General features: G+C 36.1%; 16 protein-coding genes and 1 other annotated feature (1 of these 17 only partly in view). Of the genes, 13 read left to right on the forward strand and 3 right to left on the reverse strand.

The features are described from left to right. The first annotated feature begins 7 nt into the window (after nucleotides 1-7). The 5 genes from pxpB to CAN42_RS00320 all read left to right on the forward strand — a co-directional run bounded on the left by pxpB (nucleotide 8) and on the right by CAN42_RS00320 (nucleotide 3,379). Nucleotides 8-754, forward strand: coding sequence for a 5-oxoprolinase subunit PxpB (pxpB, locus tag CAN42_RS00300; RefSeq protein ID WP_085875061.1), 747 nt, complete (start codon nucleotides 8-10; stop codon nucleotides 752-754). Then, nucleotides 747-1,691, forward strand: a complete 945-nt coding sequence (locus tag CAN42_RS00305; RefSeq protein WP_085875062.1) for a 5-oxoprolinase subunit C family protein — start codon at nucleotides 747-749, stop codon at nucleotides 1,689-1,691. Before pxpB ends, CAN42_RS00305 begins: the two co-directional genes overlap by 8 nt. Continuing rightward, entirely contained in the window at nucleotides 1,688-2,443 is a 756-nt protein-coding gene (locus tag CAN42_RS00310; protein WP_085875063.1) for a putative hydro-lyase, read from the forward strand. The genes CAN42_RS00305 and CAN42_RS00310 overlap by 4 nt, the downstream gene beginning before the upstream one ends. A 131-nt stretch (nucleotides 2,444-2,574) precedes the next feature. Then, entirely contained in the window at nucleotides 2,575-3,057 is a 483-nt protein-coding gene (locus tag CAN42_RS00315) for a hypothetical protein (RefSeq protein WP_085875064.1), read from the forward strand. A gap of 76 nt (nucleotides 3,058-3,133) precedes the next feature. Then, nucleotides 3,134-3,379 (forward strand): DUF1294 domain-containing protein, encoded by a 246-nt coding sequence (locus CAN42_RS00320; RefSeq protein WP_085875065.1) that lies wholly within the window; start codon nucleotides 3,134-3,136, stop codon nucleotides 3,377-3,379. Between the two features lie 159 nt (nucleotides 3,380-3,538). On the opposite strand, the gene CAN42_RS00325 is transcribed toward CAN42_RS00320, so the two are convergent. Continuing rightward, the gene (locus tag CAN42_RS00325) at nucleotides 3,539-4,444 is read right to left on the reverse strand and encodes a restriction endonuclease (protein WP_085875066.1); all 906 of its coding nucleotides are present in this window, start codon (nucleotides 4,442-4,444) and stop codon (nucleotides 3,539-3,541) included. Between the two features lie 133 nt (nucleotides 4,445-4,577). Between CAN42_RS00325 and CAN42_RS00330 the strand changes: the two genes are divergently transcribed. The 4 genes from CAN42_RS00330 to CAN42_RS00345 all read left to right on the forward strand — a co-directional run bounded on the left by CAN42_RS00330 (nucleotide 4,578) and on the right by CAN42_RS00345 (nucleotide 10,899). Further along, nucleotides 4,578-5,291 carry a hydrolase gene (locus tag CAN42_RS00330; RefSeq protein WP_085875067.1) on the forward strand — a complete coding sequence of 238 codons (714 nt, stop codon included), beginning with the start codon at nucleotides 4,578-4,580 and terminating at the stop codon, nucleotides 5,289-5,291. Between the two features lie 13 nt (nucleotides 5,292-5,304). Beyond that, on the forward strand, nucleotides 5,305-6,813 hold the full coding sequence (locus CAN42_RS00335) for a Na+/H+ antiporter NhaC family protein (protein WP_085875126.1): 1,509 nt from the start codon (nucleotides 5,305-5,307) through the stop codon (nucleotides 6,811-6,813). Nucleotides 6,814-6,949: 136 nt separating this feature from the next. Beyond that, entirely contained in the window at nucleotides 6,950-7,462 is a 513-nt protein-coding gene (locus tag CAN42_RS00340; protein ID WP_085875068.1) for a macro domain-containing protein, read from the forward strand. 452 nt (nucleotides 7,463-7,914) lie between these two features. Beyond that, complete coding sequence (locus CAN42_RS00345) at nucleotides 7,915-10,899, forward strand: stalk domain-containing protein (protein ID WP_167627535.1); 2,985 nt, start codon at nucleotides 7,915-7,917, stop codon at nucleotides 10,897-10,899. Nucleotides 10,900-11,063: 164 nt separating this feature from the next. On the opposite strand, the gene CAN42_RS00350 is transcribed toward CAN42_RS00345, so the two are convergent. Both CAN42_RS00350 and CAN42_RS00355 read right to left on the reverse strand, forming a co-directional pair. Further along, nucleotides 11,064-11,246, reverse strand: a complete 183-nt coding sequence (locus tag CAN42_RS00350) for a hypothetical protein (RefSeq protein ID WP_085875070.1) — start codon at nucleotides 11,244-11,246, stop codon at nucleotides 11,064-11,066. A 17-nt stretch (nucleotides 11,247-11,263) separates the two neighbouring features. After that, entirely contained in the window at nucleotides 11,264-14,146 is a 2,883-nt protein-coding gene (locus CAN42_RS00355; RefSeq protein ID WP_085875071.1) for a transglycosylase domain-containing protein, read from the reverse strand. Nucleotides 14,147-14,237: 91 nt separating this feature from the next. Here CAN42_RS00355 and hflX point away from each other — a divergent pair, with 91 nt between their 5' ends. The 4 genes from hflX to CAN42_RS00380 all read left to right on the forward strand — a co-directional run bounded on the left by hflX (nucleotide 14,238) and on the right by CAN42_RS00380 (nucleotide 17,456). Next, a complete protein-coding gene (gene hflX, locus CAN42_RS00360; protein ID WP_085875072.1) occupies nucleotides 14,238-15,527 on the forward strand; it encodes a GTPase HflX in 1,290 nt (429 codons plus the stop codon). After that, nucleotides 15,520-16,152, forward strand: a complete 633-nt coding sequence (locus CAN42_RS00365; RefSeq protein ID WP_085875073.1) for a YigZ family protein — start codon at nucleotides 15,520-15,522, stop codon at nucleotides 16,150-16,152. The genes hflX and CAN42_RS00365 overlap by 8 nt, the downstream gene beginning before the upstream one ends. A 17-nt stretch (nucleotides 16,153-16,169) precedes the next feature. Further along, nucleotides 16,170-16,886: an NAD(+) synthase gene (gene nadE / locus CAN42_RS00370; RefSeq protein WP_085875074.1), complete on the forward strand. Its 717-nt coding sequence runs from the start codon at nucleotides 16,170-16,172 to the stop codon at nucleotides 16,884-16,886. A 378-nt stretch (nucleotides 16,887-17,264) separates the two neighbouring features. Next, nucleotides 17,265-17,456, forward strand: a complete 192-nt coding sequence (locus CAN42_RS00380) for a hypothetical protein (protein ID WP_245149818.1) — start codon at nucleotides 17,265-17,267, stop codon at nucleotides 17,454-17,456. Nucleotides 17,457-17,509: 53 nt separating this feature from the next. After that, nucleotides 17,510-17,660, forward strand: a binding site (T-box leader) (it continues 78 nt past the right edge of the window).

The raw sequence follows: 17,660 nt of genomic DNA on the forward strand, positions 1-17,660 counted from the left end.
GCAAAAAATGTATGATAAAATAAAATTTCTAACTGCTGGTGACTCTGCCATAGTTATGGAATTTGGCAACACTATTGAAAAAGAAATAAACGCCAGAATTGCCGCAGTTGTAGAAAGTTTAAAAAAGAAAAATATTGATGGTATCTTGGACATTTTGCCAACCTACAGGTCCATTTTAATTAATTATGACCCAGTAAAGATTTCCTATGACGAAATGCTTGATACCCTAAAGGGACTTAGCAAGGCTGACTCAGGGGAACAAAGTGACGAAGTTAGACTTATTGAAATCCCAACACTTTATGGCGGCGAATATGGTCCAGATATTGACTTTGTAGCTGAAAACGCAAAATTATCTAAAGAAGAAGTTATAAAGATTCACTCTGGAACAGATTATTTAGTTTATATGATGGGCTTTATGCCAGGCTTTACTTATCTTGGTGGACTTGATGAGAGAATTGCAACTCCAAGATTAAAGAGCCCAAGATTAAAAATAGAACCAGGTTCAGTTGGTATAGCAGCTAATCAAACTGGTATGTACCCACTTGAATCACCTGGAGGCTGGCAACTAATAGGAAGAACTCCACTTAAGCTTTTTGATGACACTAAAGAACCACCTGTATTCATCCAAGCTGGTGACTACATTAGATATGTCTCAGTAAATCAAGAAGAATATGACAGGATCAAAGATGAAGTGGAAAAAGATACCTACAAGGTTTCAATTAAGAAGGTAAAGAGGGGTGATCTTCATGAGTAGTATTGATGTAATTAACGGTGGGATTCTCACAACAATTCAAGATTCTGGTAGATATGGCTACCAAGAACTAGGTATACCTACATCAGGTGTCATGGATGATTACAACTACAGACTTGCAAATATCTTAGTTGGAAATAAACTTGACGAAGCTGTCCTTGAAATGACTTATTTCGGACCAACTCTTAAGTTTAACGAAGACCTTACACTTGCAATAACAGGTTCTGATATGAATCCCAAAATAAATGGTCAGCCTGCTCCAATGTTCGAAACTATTAAGCTTAAGGCTGGAGACACTTTACAATTTGGCAAGGTTAATGAAGGTGTTAGAGGATACCTTGCCTTTGGTGGCTCTATAGATGTACCAGTGGTCAATGGTTCAAAGTCAACTCACATAAAGACAAAAATGGGTGGAATTGACGGAAGAGCCTTAAAGCCTAAGGACACATTAAATATTGTAGGCTCAAAGGATAAGACAATGAGAAAAATACCTGAAAAGTATCTTCCTAAGTTTAAACACTGCAACCTTTTAAGAGTTGTCCTTGGACCACAAGACGACTACTTCACTGAAAAGGGGATCCATGACCTATTTAGATCAGGTGGTTACCAAGTGACTAAAGACTTTGACAGGATGGGAATTAGACTAAAGGGAACTTCAATCGAACACAAAGAAACTGCAGATATTATTTCTGACGGAACGACTTTTGGTTCAATCCAAGTACCTGCAAATGGTCAACCAATTATTCTTGTAGCAGACAGGCAAACTACTGGTGGCTATACAAAGATTGGTAACGTAATAACACCAGACCTCTATAAGCTTGCTCAAATGTCCTTCTTAGATAAAGTTTTATTCCAAAAAGTTACTATCGAAGAAGCACAAAAGGCAACTCTTGACTACAAGAATAAATTTGAAACAATTAAGAAGGAGTCTGTAATATGAAGCTAAGTGAACTTGGTAAATTACACCCAAGAGAAGTAAGAGAACTTATTAGAAAGGGAGAAGTTGATCTTCCAACTTCAGGCATGAGTGAAGGCTACCTACAAGCTAACCTTGCAATCCTTCCAAAGAAATATGCCTACGACTTTCTATTATTTGCTCAAAGAAATCCAAAGCCTTGTCCAATTCTTGAAGTTCTTGATGAAGGAAGCCCTCTTACAAAGATAATGGCTGACGGTGCAGACATAAGGACAGACGTGCCAAGGTATAGGATATATAAAAATGGCGAATTTGTTGAAGAAGTTAAGGACCTTAAAGACGTGTGGCAAGATGACTTTGTTACTTTCGTTATTGGATGTTCCTTCTCCTTTGAAAAAGCCATGCTAGAAGCTGATGTACCTGTAAGACACATTGAGGATGAGCACAATGTTCCGATGTATATCACAAACCTTGCGACAGAACCAGCTGGTATCTTCCATGGAAATACAGTTGTATCTATGAGACCAGTTCCTTACAAGGATGTTGTAAAAGCAACAACTGTTACAGCAAGATTCCCAGCAACTCACGGAGCACCAGTTCACATTGGTGACCCATCTGTAATTGAAATCAAAGAAGGAGAAGTGCCAGTATTTTGGGCTTGTGGAGTAACACCTCAAGCAGTAGCTATGGCATCTAAACCTGAAATTATGATTACACACGCTCCAGGTTACATGCTTATCTTAGATAAAAAAGACGCTTACGTTTCAGTATTTTAAATAAAATTAATTTATCTGCCAGGGAAACTTGGCAGATTTTTTCTGTTTAAAATTTGTAAGTTTATATTTGTTGATTAAGTAAGCAAGGTGTATAATTAGATAAAGTAATAAAGTATGAAGGAGTCCTTTCTATGAAAAAATATTTCAAAATTTTATTAGTCTTTGCAGGTTTAATACTTTTACTCACTGGATGCGGGAACAAATCTCTTTATTCTATGAAGACAGATTTGTCCAATGAAAAGGGCTTAGAGAAATTAATTGGAAGCATGGACTGGGGACCTTATAAGCTTGAAGGTGTAAAGATAAAAGATAAGGCTTTAGAAATTAAATTAAGTGGCAAAGCAAAAGCAAATCAAGATGAGGCATTTAAGACAAGCTTTATAAATGGAGTGGTCTTACTTGTCTTAACTGATGCAGAAGAAGTTAAGTATTCTGAAGAAGACTTATACTTTGGTTTCATTGACAAGGACCTTGCCAATGAAGCTTTGAAAATCAAGTATGGGAAAGAAGTAGATGATTATAAGAAGAGCCAAGAGGACTTTGACAAATTAATTGAAAGTCTAAAAAATGAAAAATTTGAAGCTGGCGCTGCTAAGTTTGAAATGATGGAGTAGAGCGTAGTTAGAATTTTTTAATTTCATCCTCAAATATGATATTATATTTTGTAGCTTATAAGTTGAGGATGATTTAATGGAAAATATTTATATAGTGATAATCTTAAACTTAATGAATTTTATTCTTTATGGCTTGGATAAGTTTAAGGCTAAGCACAAGATGTGGAGGATAAGCGAGAAGACTCTCTTGATCTTTTCTCTTGTGGCAGGTCTTGGTGGTCTTGCAGGAATGGAATTTTTCAGTCACAAGACTCGCGAGAAGAAGTTTTATCTCGCAAACTTTATGGGAATACTTGCGACAATTTACCTGACATTAAAATAAGGATGCCTAGTTGGAGGGGCATCCTTTTTGCTTGCAATAATTTATTAAGTCATAGGTCAAGAGGAAAAATTTAAAATCAACTAACAAATAAAAAATGAAAATTTAAAATCAATTAAGAAGTCAAAAATAAAAACCTAAGTAGTTTATAAAATTTAAAATTTAATAGGATTCAATCTCACCTAAGATGTCACGACCTTCTAACATCTTTAGAATATTTTTTATATCCAAGATTATTACTCTTTCCTTCTTTAACTTTTCCTTGGTTTCTTTCTTCAAGAAAGAGGTATTGACAAAGAGGACTGGGATTATACTTTCGTAAAGACCTGAGAACTTGTCCAAGAGCTTTTGTACTTCCTTTTCTGATAAGACTTCTGTGTCCTTGTACTTTTTAATTTCTAGGGCGTACCTCTTAGACCCCTTCTTAACATAAAAGTCAAAGGAGGTGTCCCTGTCCTCGTTATTAAATCTTTCTAGCCTGTAGCCAGTTCTTTGAAGGGCAATTTGTGCAAGACCTTCTGCTGTTACTTCTTCATCAAGACTTGATAGACCACTTAAGAGGTTCTTGGGGAAGATTTTAAAAATTCCTGTGCAGATTTCTTGCCCACCAGGACCAAACTTGTAATCGAAACCCACAAGCATATCCTCAACAAGGTTAAAGTTGCCATGGGCGAGAGAGTTTCTTATGTGTCTCAAGAGACAGTCGGTTTTTGATTCTCCCTCTGACTTTGTCAAAATAATTTTTTGAGAGTGGGGGCAAATTCTCTTGTCGTAAAATTTTACAATGTCTGGGTCTATATAGGTGAGAAATGCCACGTCCTTATTTGCTAAATTCATGTAATTTTTTATGATGCCAAAGACAAAATTTTCGAAGTTAAGAGATGATGTAAGTTCATTTTCTTGGGACTGAGCAGAATTAATATTTGGAACATACCAAAGGAGGTACTCCAGGGTCTTAGTCATCTCTTCACTTAACTTTAGGGGCTTGTCCTCATGCTTAATAGAATAGGCAACCTTCTCCTCGCAAGTTTCAAATTCAAAACCAAACTTTTTTAAATTGACAGGCATTCTTCCACCTCTTTCTCAAACTTATAAGGAAAGTATAACATAGTTTCAAAGCTTTATTATTTATAATATTATTGACAAGTAAATAAAAATTTTATTAAATGTTTAGTAATGAATGATTATCTTGGAGGTAAAAATGGAAAACTTTAAAGACTCAGAAAGAAAAAAGAAATTCGTTCCCTCTATTGAAACAGAACTAAGAAGAAGGCAGGTATCAGTACCTGAAGTAACATATAGGGCAAGTGGTATTAACTTTATGGGTAAGAGAATAAAATCTCTAATCTTCACTAACGATATACCAATAATTGTAAATAACAATGCTCAGGCAATTATGTCTGTTTATCCCTTTACACCCCAATTAAAAATTGTATCTGCTATAATGGAAGTTGCCTCAGTGCCAGTTTTTGTTGGAATAGGTGGAGGTACAACATCAGGACTTAGGACTGTAAATATTGGACTTCAAGCCGAGCTCTTGGGTGCCAGTGGCGTTGTAGTAAATGCCCCTATGACTAATGAAAATATCAGAATGATATCCGAGGCACTTGACATAGCAGTAATAGCTACAGTTATATCAAAGTACGACGACATAGAAGGAAAAGTTGAAGCTGGTGCAAGAGTTTTAAATATTGCAGGTGGCAAAAAGACCGCAGAACTAGTAAGATATACAAGAAAGCTACTTGGAGAAGAGTTTCCAATTATAGCAACAGGTGGTCATACTGATGAGCATATACTTGAGACAATAGAAGCAGGAGCCAATGCCATCACCTATACACCAGTATCAAGCTCTGATATTTTTTCTGAAGTCATGGATGTCTACAGAGAAAATAAGAGAGAAGAAGAAAAGAAATAGTAAAGGAGAAGAAATGGAATTTGGATTTTTATCGATAATTCCTCCAATAGTTGCCATAGCCTTGGCACTAATAACCAAGGAAGTAATAACTTCACTTTTAATTGGTATTATAGCTGGAGGACTTATCTTTTCAGGTGGAAATATTATTGCCGCCTTAGAAACAGTTTTTACACTAATGGGGACCAAGCTAGGCGACAATGCCCTTATGCTAGTCTTCTTGGCAATGCTAGGATCCCTAGTAATGGTAATGAATATGGCAGGAGGATCCTTTGCCTATGGTAAGTGGGCAAGCAAGAAAATCAAGAGTAAGAAGATGGCAAAACTAGCCTCAGCCTTCTTGGGGATAATAATTTTTATTGACGACTACTTCAACTGCTTGACAGTAGGAGCAGTAATGAAACCAATTACTGACGAGAACAAGGTATCAAGGGCAAAGCTTGCCCACATAATAGACTCCTGTGCAGCGCCAGTTTGTATCTTGGCACCAGTTTCATCATGGGCAGCATCAGTTGTTGCAGTTATAGGTGACACAGGAGTTGCAAACCCAATGAGAGTCTTCTTATCAACAATACCAATGAATGCCTATCCTCTTTTGACCCTTATTTTAATTTTATATTTTTCTACAACTGATATAGAAATGGGGGTTATGGAAAAGTATGAACTAAATGACACATCAAGGATAATTGAAAAAGAAGAAGTTGGTTACGAATATTCAAAAAATGGCAGGGTCTTTGACCTCGTAGTGCCAATTGTAGTTTTAATTTTTGTAACAGTAATGATGATGCTTAAAACAGGAGGCTTCTTCTCAGATGGCATTGGACCTGCAGCAGCCTTTGGAAATGCAAATGTAAACTTGTCCCTTGTAATAGGAGCCTTCTTTGCAATTGTAATTTCCTTCGCCCTTTATATACCAAGAAAACTTTTAAGATTTGATGACTTTATGAAGGGGATAGTGGAAGGTATGAAGACAATGGTATCTGCCATTGTAATCCTTTCCCTAGCATGGACAATTGGAGGAATCACAAGTGATGAGTACCTAAACACAGGCTCCTACATTGCATCACTTATTTCAAACTCAACAATGCCAATGTGGATGCTACCAGCAATAATCTTTGCAGTAGGTGCCTTCTTGTCCTTCTCAACAGGAACAGCTTGGGGAACCTTTGGAATCTTAATACCAATAATGGTGCCAATCCTAATGCACACAGACCACATGCACTTCTTGACAATTATACTTGCAGCAATATTCTCTGGCTCAGTATTTGGAGACCACTGCTCACCAATATCTGATACAACAATCCTATCATCAGCAGGAGCAGGCTGCGACCACATAGCCCACGTATCAAGTCAGTTGCCTTATGCAATTAGCGTTGGCGTGTCATCCTTCTTTGCCTTTTTAATATCAGGCATACTTGACAAGCCAAGCCTAACCCTACCAATAGGACTTATCATCTTGGCAGTGGTAGTATTTGTAATGAGAAGAATGACAATAAATAAATATATAAAACATACAGAGGATTAAAAAATTAGGTTGGCAATGCTGACCTTTTTTTTATCTGCCTTAAAAAATTATAAAATAGAGAAAAATTTATCATTAGCACTTTAAAAATCTCTTGATGTGGTATATAGTTTAGGTAAGATAAAGAAAGGGGGCTACAATGAGCTTTCAAATTGAAAAGAAAAATATATTAGATTATGACGTAGATGCAATAGTTAACGCTGCAAATAAAGAGCTTAGACCTGGCGGAGGAGTTTGCGGACAAATCTTTGCTGGAGCAGACGACAAAGAATTGGAAGAAGAATGTAAAAAACTTGCCCCAATAGAACCTGGCCAAGCTGTTGTAACTAAGGGATACAAATTAAAGGCGAAGAATATTATCCACGCCGTTGGACCAATTTATTTTGATGGTAAACAAGGCGAGAGAGAAAGCCTAAGAGATGCCTACAAGTCTGCCCTTGAATTGGCAGTGAAAAACAAGTATAAGACCCTTGTATTTCCACTACTATCTTCAGGAATCTATGGCTATCCATTAGAAGAAGCAGCGGAAGTTGCAGTTGATACAATAAGAGACTTTCTTGAAGACCACGACCTTGATGTGACAATTTCAGTTCTAAACGACAAGGTACTTAAAGTTTTAAAAGAAAAAAACAAAGAGTGGATTGAAAAGTAAAAACTCCTAAAACTTAGGAGAAAGATAAAAGACCAAATCCTTCAGATTAACTTGAAGAAATTTGATTTTTAACCAGAGATATTAAACCTATCTCTGGTTTTTTTATTGTAGGCAAATAAGGGGAGTAGAAAAATATAAATAAAAATTTATAAAAAGAAAAAATTAAAAGCTCCTTACATACATATTTCAAATCACTGAAAGGGCATCAAATCGGTGAACATAGATAGGAATTTAAAAATATAAAAATATAAAAACTTGACAAAATAAGTTGGGGGGGGGGGGTAGAATATTACAGAATTAAAACGTTTTTATAAGTAGAAAAAAAAGAGGAATAAGGTTAGGGAAATAATAATACTAAATTCAATATAAAGTGGGGATGAGAAGAGACCAAGTAGAATTAATAAGAATTAAAAAATTAGATTAAGGAGGAAAAAACAAAAATGGAGGTAAAAATGGAAATAAAAAGCAAAAGAATAATGGGGCTTATACTTGCCCTAGTAATGCTAATAGGTTGCCTACCCCTAAATACCATAGCAACCTATGCAGCAACAGGAGATGTAGTCATAGATGCTACAAACTTTCCTGACGAAAAATTTAGGGTTTATGTAATAGAAAATTTTGATAAAAATAATGACTATATACTAAGCCAAGAAGAACGTGATGCAGTTAAAAGTATAGACGTTTCTCTTCCTTATAACGATTATAATAGTAGCAAAATTATAAGCTTAGAGGGAATTGAGCATTTTAAAAACATCACATCACTTAAATGTAGTTATAACCATCTAATAAGTCTAGATGTAAGTAACAATAAAGAACTTACTGAACTTGATTGTAGTACTAACCCACTAAAAAGTCTAGATGTAAGTAACAATAAAGGACTTACTAAACTTGATTGTAGTTATAACGGTCTAACAAGTCTAGATGTAAGTAACAATAAAGAACTTACTGAACTTGATTGTAGTGGTAACTATCTAACAAGTATAGATGTAAGTAACAATAAAGGACTTACTAAACTTGATTGTAGTTATAACGGTCTAACAAGTCTAGATGTAAGTAACAATAAAGAACTTACTGAACTTAATTGTAGTAATAACGGTCTAACAAGTATAGATGTAAGTAACAATAATGAGCTTACTAGACTTGAATGTAATAATAACCAACTAACAAGCGTAAGAACGATTAATAAAGATTACAAAGGAAAAGTACTTAGCCCAGTTACTTATGGTGTGAAGATGGCAAGTGGAAGTTCAAAAATCCCCTTTGGGGCACTTCCTGCTGGCTTTAACAAAGCTAATATACAGGGTGATCCTACTGGTGCTAGTCTTGAGTCAGATGGATTTAATTGGGATAAGACAACAAACCCTATAAGCTTTAAATATAAATTGTGTGGAAATCCAGAGGAAATTGTTGATGCGGAATTAAGAGTATTACTTGAAGTTGTGGGACCCGTAGACCCAACAAAACCAGAGGGAAAGAATCCAGATGAAAGCAAATACTGTACAGTAAAATTTGAATCAGAAGATGAAAGCAAGGGAACAGTAGCAGCAGAAAACACCTTCTATGTATTAAAGACAGCAGGTAAAACCTTAGCAGACTTAAAGAATAGTGCACCAGCTACAACAGCCTTAGGAAACAACAAATTTGATGGATGGAATCCAGTCCTAGATGTAAAAACAGCAATAGACCAAGACAGAACAGTTAAGGCAAAATTTGTTGCACTAGATGAAGTATTAGGACCAAAAGATCCAACAAAAGCAGATGGAAAGAATCCAGACACAAACAAATACTGGACAGTAAAATTTGAATCAGAAGATAAAAGCAAGGGAACAGTAGCAGCAGAAAACACATTCTATGTATTAAAGACAGCTAACAAGAGCTTAGCAGACTTAAAGAATAGTGCACCAGCTACAACAGCCTTAGGAAACAACAAATTTGACGGATGGAATCCAACTTTAGATACAAACACAGCCATTGATCAAGACAGAACAGTTAAGGCAAAATTCTCTGCAAAAGAAATAGTAAAAACAGGCACGGATCCTAACACACAAGTTCTAAATGGATATACAAGAATAACCTTTGACGCAACAAAAGACGGAAATATCAATGGACAAAGATACAAAGTTATAGATGTATTAACAGGAACAGCATGGGATAACCAAGCTGTAAAAAATGAAATACCAGCAAGAGCAACATACAAAGACGCAACAAAAATATTTACAGAATGGGATAGTACAGTTCCAACTGCTGGACCAGTGGAAGAACAAGAATTCACAGCAACCTACAGAGAACCTGCACCTACACCAAATCCTACAAACCCAATCGTAGGACCAGTAGATCCAAGTGTAAATCCAAATCCAGACCAAGAAAAGAACTGGACAGTAAAATTTGCAGCAGACCCAGCAAAGGGAACAATAGCAGCTGAAAATACATTCTATGTATTAAAGACAGAACACAAGACATTAGCAGACCTAGTTGCAAAAGCACCAAAGGTTACAGCAAGAGAAGAATTTAAGTTTACAGGATGGGATCCTGCATTAGATGCAAACACAGCAATCACTGGAAGCCTAACAGTAAATGCAACATTTGAAAAAGTAACAGTAACACCTGCACCTACACCAAATCCTACAAACCCAATCTTAGGACCAGTAGATCCAAGTGTAAATCCAAATCCAGACCAAGAAAAGAACTGGACAGTAAAATTTGCAGCAGACCCAGCAAAGGGAACAATAGCAGCTGAAAATACATTCTATGTATTAAAGACAGAACACAAGACATTAGCAGACCTAGTTGCAAAAGCACCAAAGGTTACAGCAAGAGAAGAATTTAAGTTTACAGGATGGGATCCAGCATTAGATGCAAACACAGCAATCACTGGAAACCTAACAGTAAATGCAACATTTGAAAAAGTAACAGTAACACCTGCACCTACACCAACACCAAGCCCTAACCCACCAATAGAATATAAAAGGGACCACACTCCATCTATCCCAGTAATAGTAAATGTAGCTAAAACTATGAAGCTAAGTGTAAAACTAAAAGTAGAATTAGTCATTGGCTCTAAGGAAATGATAGAATCAATAGATGGTCTGGAAAAAAGAATAACGATGGATGTTGCCCCATTTATAGAAAAAGGCATAACCATGCTACCAATTAGGTTTGTAGCAGAAGGCCTTGGATTTAATGTAAGGTGGGATAAGGACAGCAGGACTGTAATCCTAATTGATAAGGAAAATTTAGTAAAGATTCCAGTAGATACAAATAAAATCATCGTTAACGGAAAAGAATACACTAGCGATGTTAAGCCAGTCATTAAAAATGACAGAACAATGCTACCAATAGCAAATATTGCAAGAGCCTTAGGCTTAAAGGATGGCAAGGACATCCACTGGAATGAAAGCACAAAGGAAGTTATTATTACAAGAGAAGTTGTGAAATAAGTCTTCCAAGGAAGAAGGATTGTATTACTTCATAGGTCCTTTACAAGTTAATATTGGCAAGCTAGTCTTGCAATAAAATAAGGAACTGAGCAGTGCTTAGTTCCTTATTTGCATTTAAAATATTTAAATAAGTTTAAGAGAATTAAAATTTATTTTCCAAACTCTCAATAGGATAATTTCTTTACTTGGTTTCTCATTCTTATCCTGCCGGCGTGGTAGGCAACCTTGCCAGCTCTCTTTGGATTGAAGAGAGGGAGTAACTTGCTAAATCTTATTCCTCTTCTTCTCTTGGGTTTTATAAGCCTTATAAGGGCTATTATTTTTATTATGCGAATAAATTTTCTCATACTTCCTCCTAATGTTTTTACTTTCTCTTTTTGCTAGAAGTTTTTGTTTTATCTGTAGATTTTTTTGCACTCTTATCTTTCTTCTTTGATGAAGACTTGTCACTCTTGGAGTCAGACTCATCGCCATGTTCATTGTACCATTCTCTTGTGTGGATGTTGCAATAGGACTTAGGTATTGTCATGTAGTCCTCTGGGTAAATTCCGTAGTGGTCCTTGGGGTCGTAGCCTTCCTTTCTCTCGAAGAGAACTGTGTAGAGGACAGATTCACTTGGGCAGAATTGGTTGGCAAGCTTGCCTGAGTCCTTACATATCAAATATTTTTTAAATAAGTCGTCGTGGTCCTTTGGCTCACTTCCAGAAATAAATTTTTCTGTGTAAGATGCTCCTGCGTAGTCGCTTAACTTTGTTGCAAGCTTTCCACTCTTTGATGAAATATTTCTTGTGACAATGTAGGAAGGATCTTCTTCAAATTTTTCTTTTTCTCCAATGCCCTTCGCCATCTTGTTAAAAACATTTATGGCATCTTGACTCTTTGCTGCAAGAGAAATCTTTGGAGAGTCTGCTCCCAACCAGAAGGAAACTGTGTGAGACCTTGTAAAGGCATTTACAAAATAATCTGAATTAGTTTTATTTTGTCCCAGATAGGCTCCCGTTTCTGATGAGCCAATTTTTACTCCTCTGGCATTTCCTGATTTTTCGTTGCCAATAAAGGCATCTTTTAAGAGGTAGGATGATTTTTCATCGAAGAGCCTCTTATTTTTATGTGAGTTGTCAATAATTATGTTGCCACTAGGGTCTTCAATTTTTAAAATTCCAGTTTCTTCCTTGTAGACTCCATCATTGGCAATAGTTTGGTACATCTTTGATAGGTCGGACAAGCGAAGTCCCACTTGCATATTGCCTAGGGCAAGAGAGTCAAGGTTCTCGTCGTTTTTATTTTTGTTGTCCTTATGGGAGATGAAGTAGTCCTTGTTCTCTTCATCAATAAGATTAAAGGTCTTTAGGGCATCCATTGCCTTGTCCTTGCCAAGCTCTTGCAGGATTGTGGCAGGGATTACATTGGATGATGCTTCCAAGGACTTGCGAAGGGTCATAAGCCCCTTGAAAGACTTATAATAATTTGCGGGCCAAAAGCTTCCGTCAACAGTTATTGGCACGTCATCGTAGACTGTCCCCAAGGTCTTACCAGACTCAAGGGCTGGAAGATAAACTGTGAAAGGTGTGAGGGCAGAGCCAGGTTGCCTAAAGGAATCAGTGGCACGATTTAAAATTTTTGCGTTCTTTGTCCTCACATCAAGGCCACCAATGATGCCTTCCACAAAACCAGTTTCGTTATTAACTGCAATCATAGCAGATTGTGGTTGGATAACAGGGTCCTTGTTGTAGTCAAAATACTTGTTAGAAATAATTAAATTTTCATTTTCAATTTTATAAAAGTCAGGGAAATCTTTTAAGTAGTCGCCGTCAATAATCAAATAATTATTTTTTAATTCGCCGGCTCCTTCTTCAATTTTAAGTCCCCCAAGTTCATAGGTCCTAAGAATTTTATCCTCGCCAAGTTCATAGGCATCTATGATGTCAATTTTTTGTCCTGCATCTTTAAAGTAGAGGCTCTTTATCTTTAAGTCCCCGTGAGATGAAATGCTGTAAAAAGATTTTGGGATAACAAGGTTGAACTTGTCATCGAGAATATTTTCTCGAGCAAAGTACAAAATCTCGTCGCCAAAGATAATATTTTTCCACTCATCGAAGTTTAAATTCAGCATCCTAGATCCACCGGATGATGAATAATTTAAGAGGAGCTTTTGGAAGTCTTGGTACTTATTCTCTAGGTCCTTTTGGATGTCCTCGTCAATTGTAGAATAAACCTTGTAGCCACCTGTAAAGAGTTTGTGTTCTCCTTCTTCTTGACTAATATCATAGAAGTCGGCAAGATATCTTGAAGCTTCTTTCTTTATGTAGTCTGTAGAGTAGGTAGACATAGTGTGATTTTTAAAATTTTTTGGATTTATGTCAGACACGATGTCAAAGTTTTTTGCCTTTTCATAGTCAGCGTCATTTATGTAGCCAAGCTCATGCATCCTCATGAGGACAGTCTTTTGCCTCTTAAAGGCATCGTCATTTAAGACCATGTAGAGGTCCTTGCTATCAACCTCACGAGTTCCAATTACCCTGAAGTTGTCTTCCAAGTATTCTGATGGGACAGACTTAAAGGGCGAATAATTTGTTGGTGACTTTGGAATAGATGCAAGAAGGGCAGCTTCTGCAACGTTTAAGTCCACAGCAGACTTTGAAAAATAAGTTTGGGCTGCAGCTTCAATCCCATAGGCACCTTGACCAAGATTAATTCTATTTAAGTAAGCTTCCAAGATTTCATCCTTAGTCAAAGCTTCTTCAACGCGAAGTGATAAGTAGGCCTCCTGAATTTTTCTGCCAAGAGTTTTTTGGTTTGTGAGGTAGACTGAACGAACTAGCTGCTGAGTGATTGTTGATCCGCCACGCATTAGTGAACGTGATTTTATATTTGCAGCAATAGAAGATGCAATCCCAATGGGGTCAAGTCCCTTGTGCTTGTAGAACCTGTGGTCCTCAATGGCAACAAAGGAATTTTTTACGTCCTTGGGTATGTCTTTTATGTCAATAAGACTTCTGTACTCAAGAGATTCAATTTTTTCAATTAAATTTCCATCCTTAGAATAAATGTAGGAGCTCTGGTTAAAGGATGAGCTCAAATTATTTAAGTCAGTGGCAGGAGTTTTTGAAATTATTGAAACTATGAGGGCAGAAAAAAATGAAATAGATAAAACAAAAATTAAAAGTAAGACCAAGAGGCCTATTTTTATTTTTTGTTCTTTATTTAAATTTTTAAAATTATTTTTTAATTCTCTTAAGTTTTTCATACTTTCTCCTTTGTACAATTATAACATTTTAACAAGCTAAATACTATTAGACGGTTTTTTTAACTTGCTGCGATGTAGTATAATGTAAATTATGGATAATGTTTATTTAGAGAATTTAAATTCAAATAAAAAATTAGAGAGAGTTATAACTGTTGGAACTAATATTGGGGCATACCCTCACAGTCTTGAAACTTCTATGAAGGAGTTGGCGGAGCTTGTCTATGCAGACGGTGCTGAAGTTGTGGGAGAGGTTACGCAAAATATTTATAAGTTCAATCCAAAGTATTTAATTGGGTCTGGTAAGGTTGACGAGATTAAAGAAATGGTTGAGCTCCTAGAAGTTGATGCAGTTGTCTTTAACGATGAGCTCTCTGGTATCCAGGTTAGAAACTTGGAGAAGAGAATTAAGAAGAAGGTAATTGACAGGACCAACTTGATCTTAGATATATTTGGTCTGCGTGCCACAACTTATGAGGCCAAGCTTCAAGTTGAACTTGCCATGTTGGAGTACCAACTCCCAAGACTTCTTGGTATTGATGGTTGGTCAAGGACTGGTGGTGGAATTGGTACCAGGGGACCAGGTGAGCAAATTATTGAAACCGATAGGAGAAGACTCAAGAGAGAAATCGACAAGATTAAGGAGAAGCTTGAGAAGGCAAAGAGGACTAGGGATACAACAAGGGAGCGAAGGATTGGCTCTAACATTCCTATTGTGTCACTGGTGGGTTACACCAACGCAGGCAAGTCTACAATCTTAAATAGATTAAAGGATGAAGAGTCGGGAGAGGTTTCTGTAAAGAATATGCTTTTTGAAACTCTTGACCCATCTTCAAGAAAGGCTAGGCTCCTTTCAGGGCGTGAGTTTATAATTTCTGACACAGTTGGATTTGTTTCTAAGCTTCCAACAAAAATCGTCGAGGCTTTTAAGTCCACACTTGAAGAAATTAAGTATTCGGACTTAATCCTTCACGTCATTGATGCATCAAGCGAGGACTTGGAGATCCAGTACAAGACAACTATGGAAATCCTAAAGGATATTGAGGTCTTAGACAAAAATATTATTACAGTCTTTAACAAGGTGGACAGGATTGACCTCTATGACATCAACTTGCCATTACCTGTTATGCCAGACAAGAAGGTTTATATTTCTGCCCTTAAGGATGAAAATATGGACCCACTTTTAAAAATTATTGAGGACAATCTCGATGAAAGATATTATGATGTGAAATTAAAATTTGCCTACGGTGACACAGACATCCTCTACAAGCTAGTGGAAAAATTCGATGCAAAACCTGTCTATGAAGAAGATGGAATTTACTTGGACCTTAAGCTTGAAGAAAGAGAATACGAAAAAGTAAAGGATTATGTTGTAAATGTATAAGACAATTTTAAAAGATGCAAAGGCTGAAATTGAAATTAAAAAATCAATTTTCATTGGTCATGCCTTTTTTGTAAAAAGTGAAGATGAGGCCCTTGAAATCTTAGGTAAGGTCAAGGAAGAACACAGGTCTGCAACCCACAACTGCCACGCTTATATAATTGGCGAAGATGGACTGACACAGAGGTATTCTGATGACGGAGAGCCTTCAGGCACAGCAGGAATCCCTATGCTTGAAGTCTTAAAAAAAGAAGACATGAGAAATGTCCTTGTCATTGTCACTCGTTACTTTGGTGGGACCAAGCTGGGAGCAGGTGGTCTTGTTCGTGCTTACACAGATGGAGTTGTCAAGGTTCTTGATGAGGCAAAGAGGTGCATAAGAAAAAATTTTACCAGGACAAAAATTATTTACAACTACACCTTCCATGGTGCAATTGTGAACTTGCTTGCCAAGGAGAACTATAAAATCATTGAAGAAAATTACACAGACAAGGTTGAACTTGTAATTGACCTTGGAGAAGATAGGTCAGTCCTTGATAAAATAAGGGATATGACCTCTGCAAACTTTGAGACAGAAGACCTGGAAGTAATTGAACTTCCAACTATTGATGGAAAAATTATTTATTAAATATAGGAGACAACATTATGGATTATAAAAAATTAAGAGAAGATTTAGTTAAGTGGGTAGAAGATTACGCAAAAGAAGTTGGAGCCAAGGGATTTGTATTTGGTTTGTCAGGTGGTATTGACTCAGCAGTTGTTGCTGCCCTTGCAAAAAGAGTTTTTCCAGAAAATTCTCTAGGTCTAATTATGCCTTGCGACAGCATTGACAAGGACAGAGAAGACGCACTAAGAATAGCAGAGGCAATAAATTTAGAAACAAAGACAATTGATCTTACAAAAACTTTTGAAGAACTAATGAAGGCATCTTTTACTTCAGATAACAAAATGGCAAGGTCAAACATTAAACCAAGACTTAGGATGACAACACTTTATTACTATGCTCAAGATCTTGGTTACCTGGTGCTTGGTCCATCAAATGGCAGTGAGTGTTATCTTGGTTATTCAACAAAGTATGGGGACTCAGCTGCTGATTTAATGCCAATAGCAAATATTTTAAAGACAGATATTTTTGAACTTGCAAAGGAACTTGGACTTCCTGACTTTATAATAAATAAAAAACCATCAGCAGGTCTTTGGGCAGGGCAAACTGACGAAGATGAAATGGGCTTTACTTATGAAGTTCTTGATGCTTACATCAGGGGAGAAAAAATTCCAGAAGATGAAGTAAAAGAAAAAATCGACAGGATGCACAAAAATTCTGCCCATAAGAGGGTTATGGCTCCACAATTTGAAATCTAAAATTTATTTAAGGCTGGTTTAAATGTTAAAAGACAGAATTAGAAATTTATTTATTTTAATAAGCTTTATGCTTATAGTTAATGGGTTTATTTATTACAAAACAAGTAGCTTAGATACTCGTGTCTTAAAAATGCACGCCTTAATACTTGTGGCTTTTCTTGTCTGGGATTTTATTTTCTCTAAAGTGAAAAAGGGAGATTAAAATGGGAAATCATCAACTTAGATATTTATTTATCTTAATATTTTGTATGATAATTTCCAATATATTTATTTTTTATAAGGCAGGAAATTTTAATTACAGTATGATAGAGAATGACCTTTTTGTCATTGGAGTTTATATAATAACCTGCTTTATTATTTATATAATTTAAAGGAGTAATGGATAAGATGAAAGCTTATATTAAATCTGCTTTGATTTTATATTTTTATTTATTTTCTGTGAGGAGATTTTTTATTTATAAGTTTGGGTCCTATGAGGGACAAAAATTAAAAATTTCTGTAATAGCTTTTGTCTTATATATATTAACCTACTTTGTCATAGAAAAAATAAAAAATAAAAAAGAAAACTAAAATTATGCTTGACAATAAATTTTCATCTGCCTATAATACTTTTTAATAAAATAATAAATGCCATGAAAGAGAAAAAGATATTTAATAAGTCTTAAAGAGAGTGGGGATGGTGAGAGCCCACAGATGAGTTGATGTCATATATTCACTCTAAAGCATGAGGATTGAATTATAGTAGATCTTCACGGAAGTCTCCGTTACCATAGA

Origin of the sequence: Peptoniphilus vaginalis (assembly GCF_900176605.1) — a bacterium.
GTDB lineage: Bacteria > Bacillota > Clostridia > Tissierellales > Peptoniphilaceae > Peptoniphilus_A > Peptoniphilus_A vaginalis.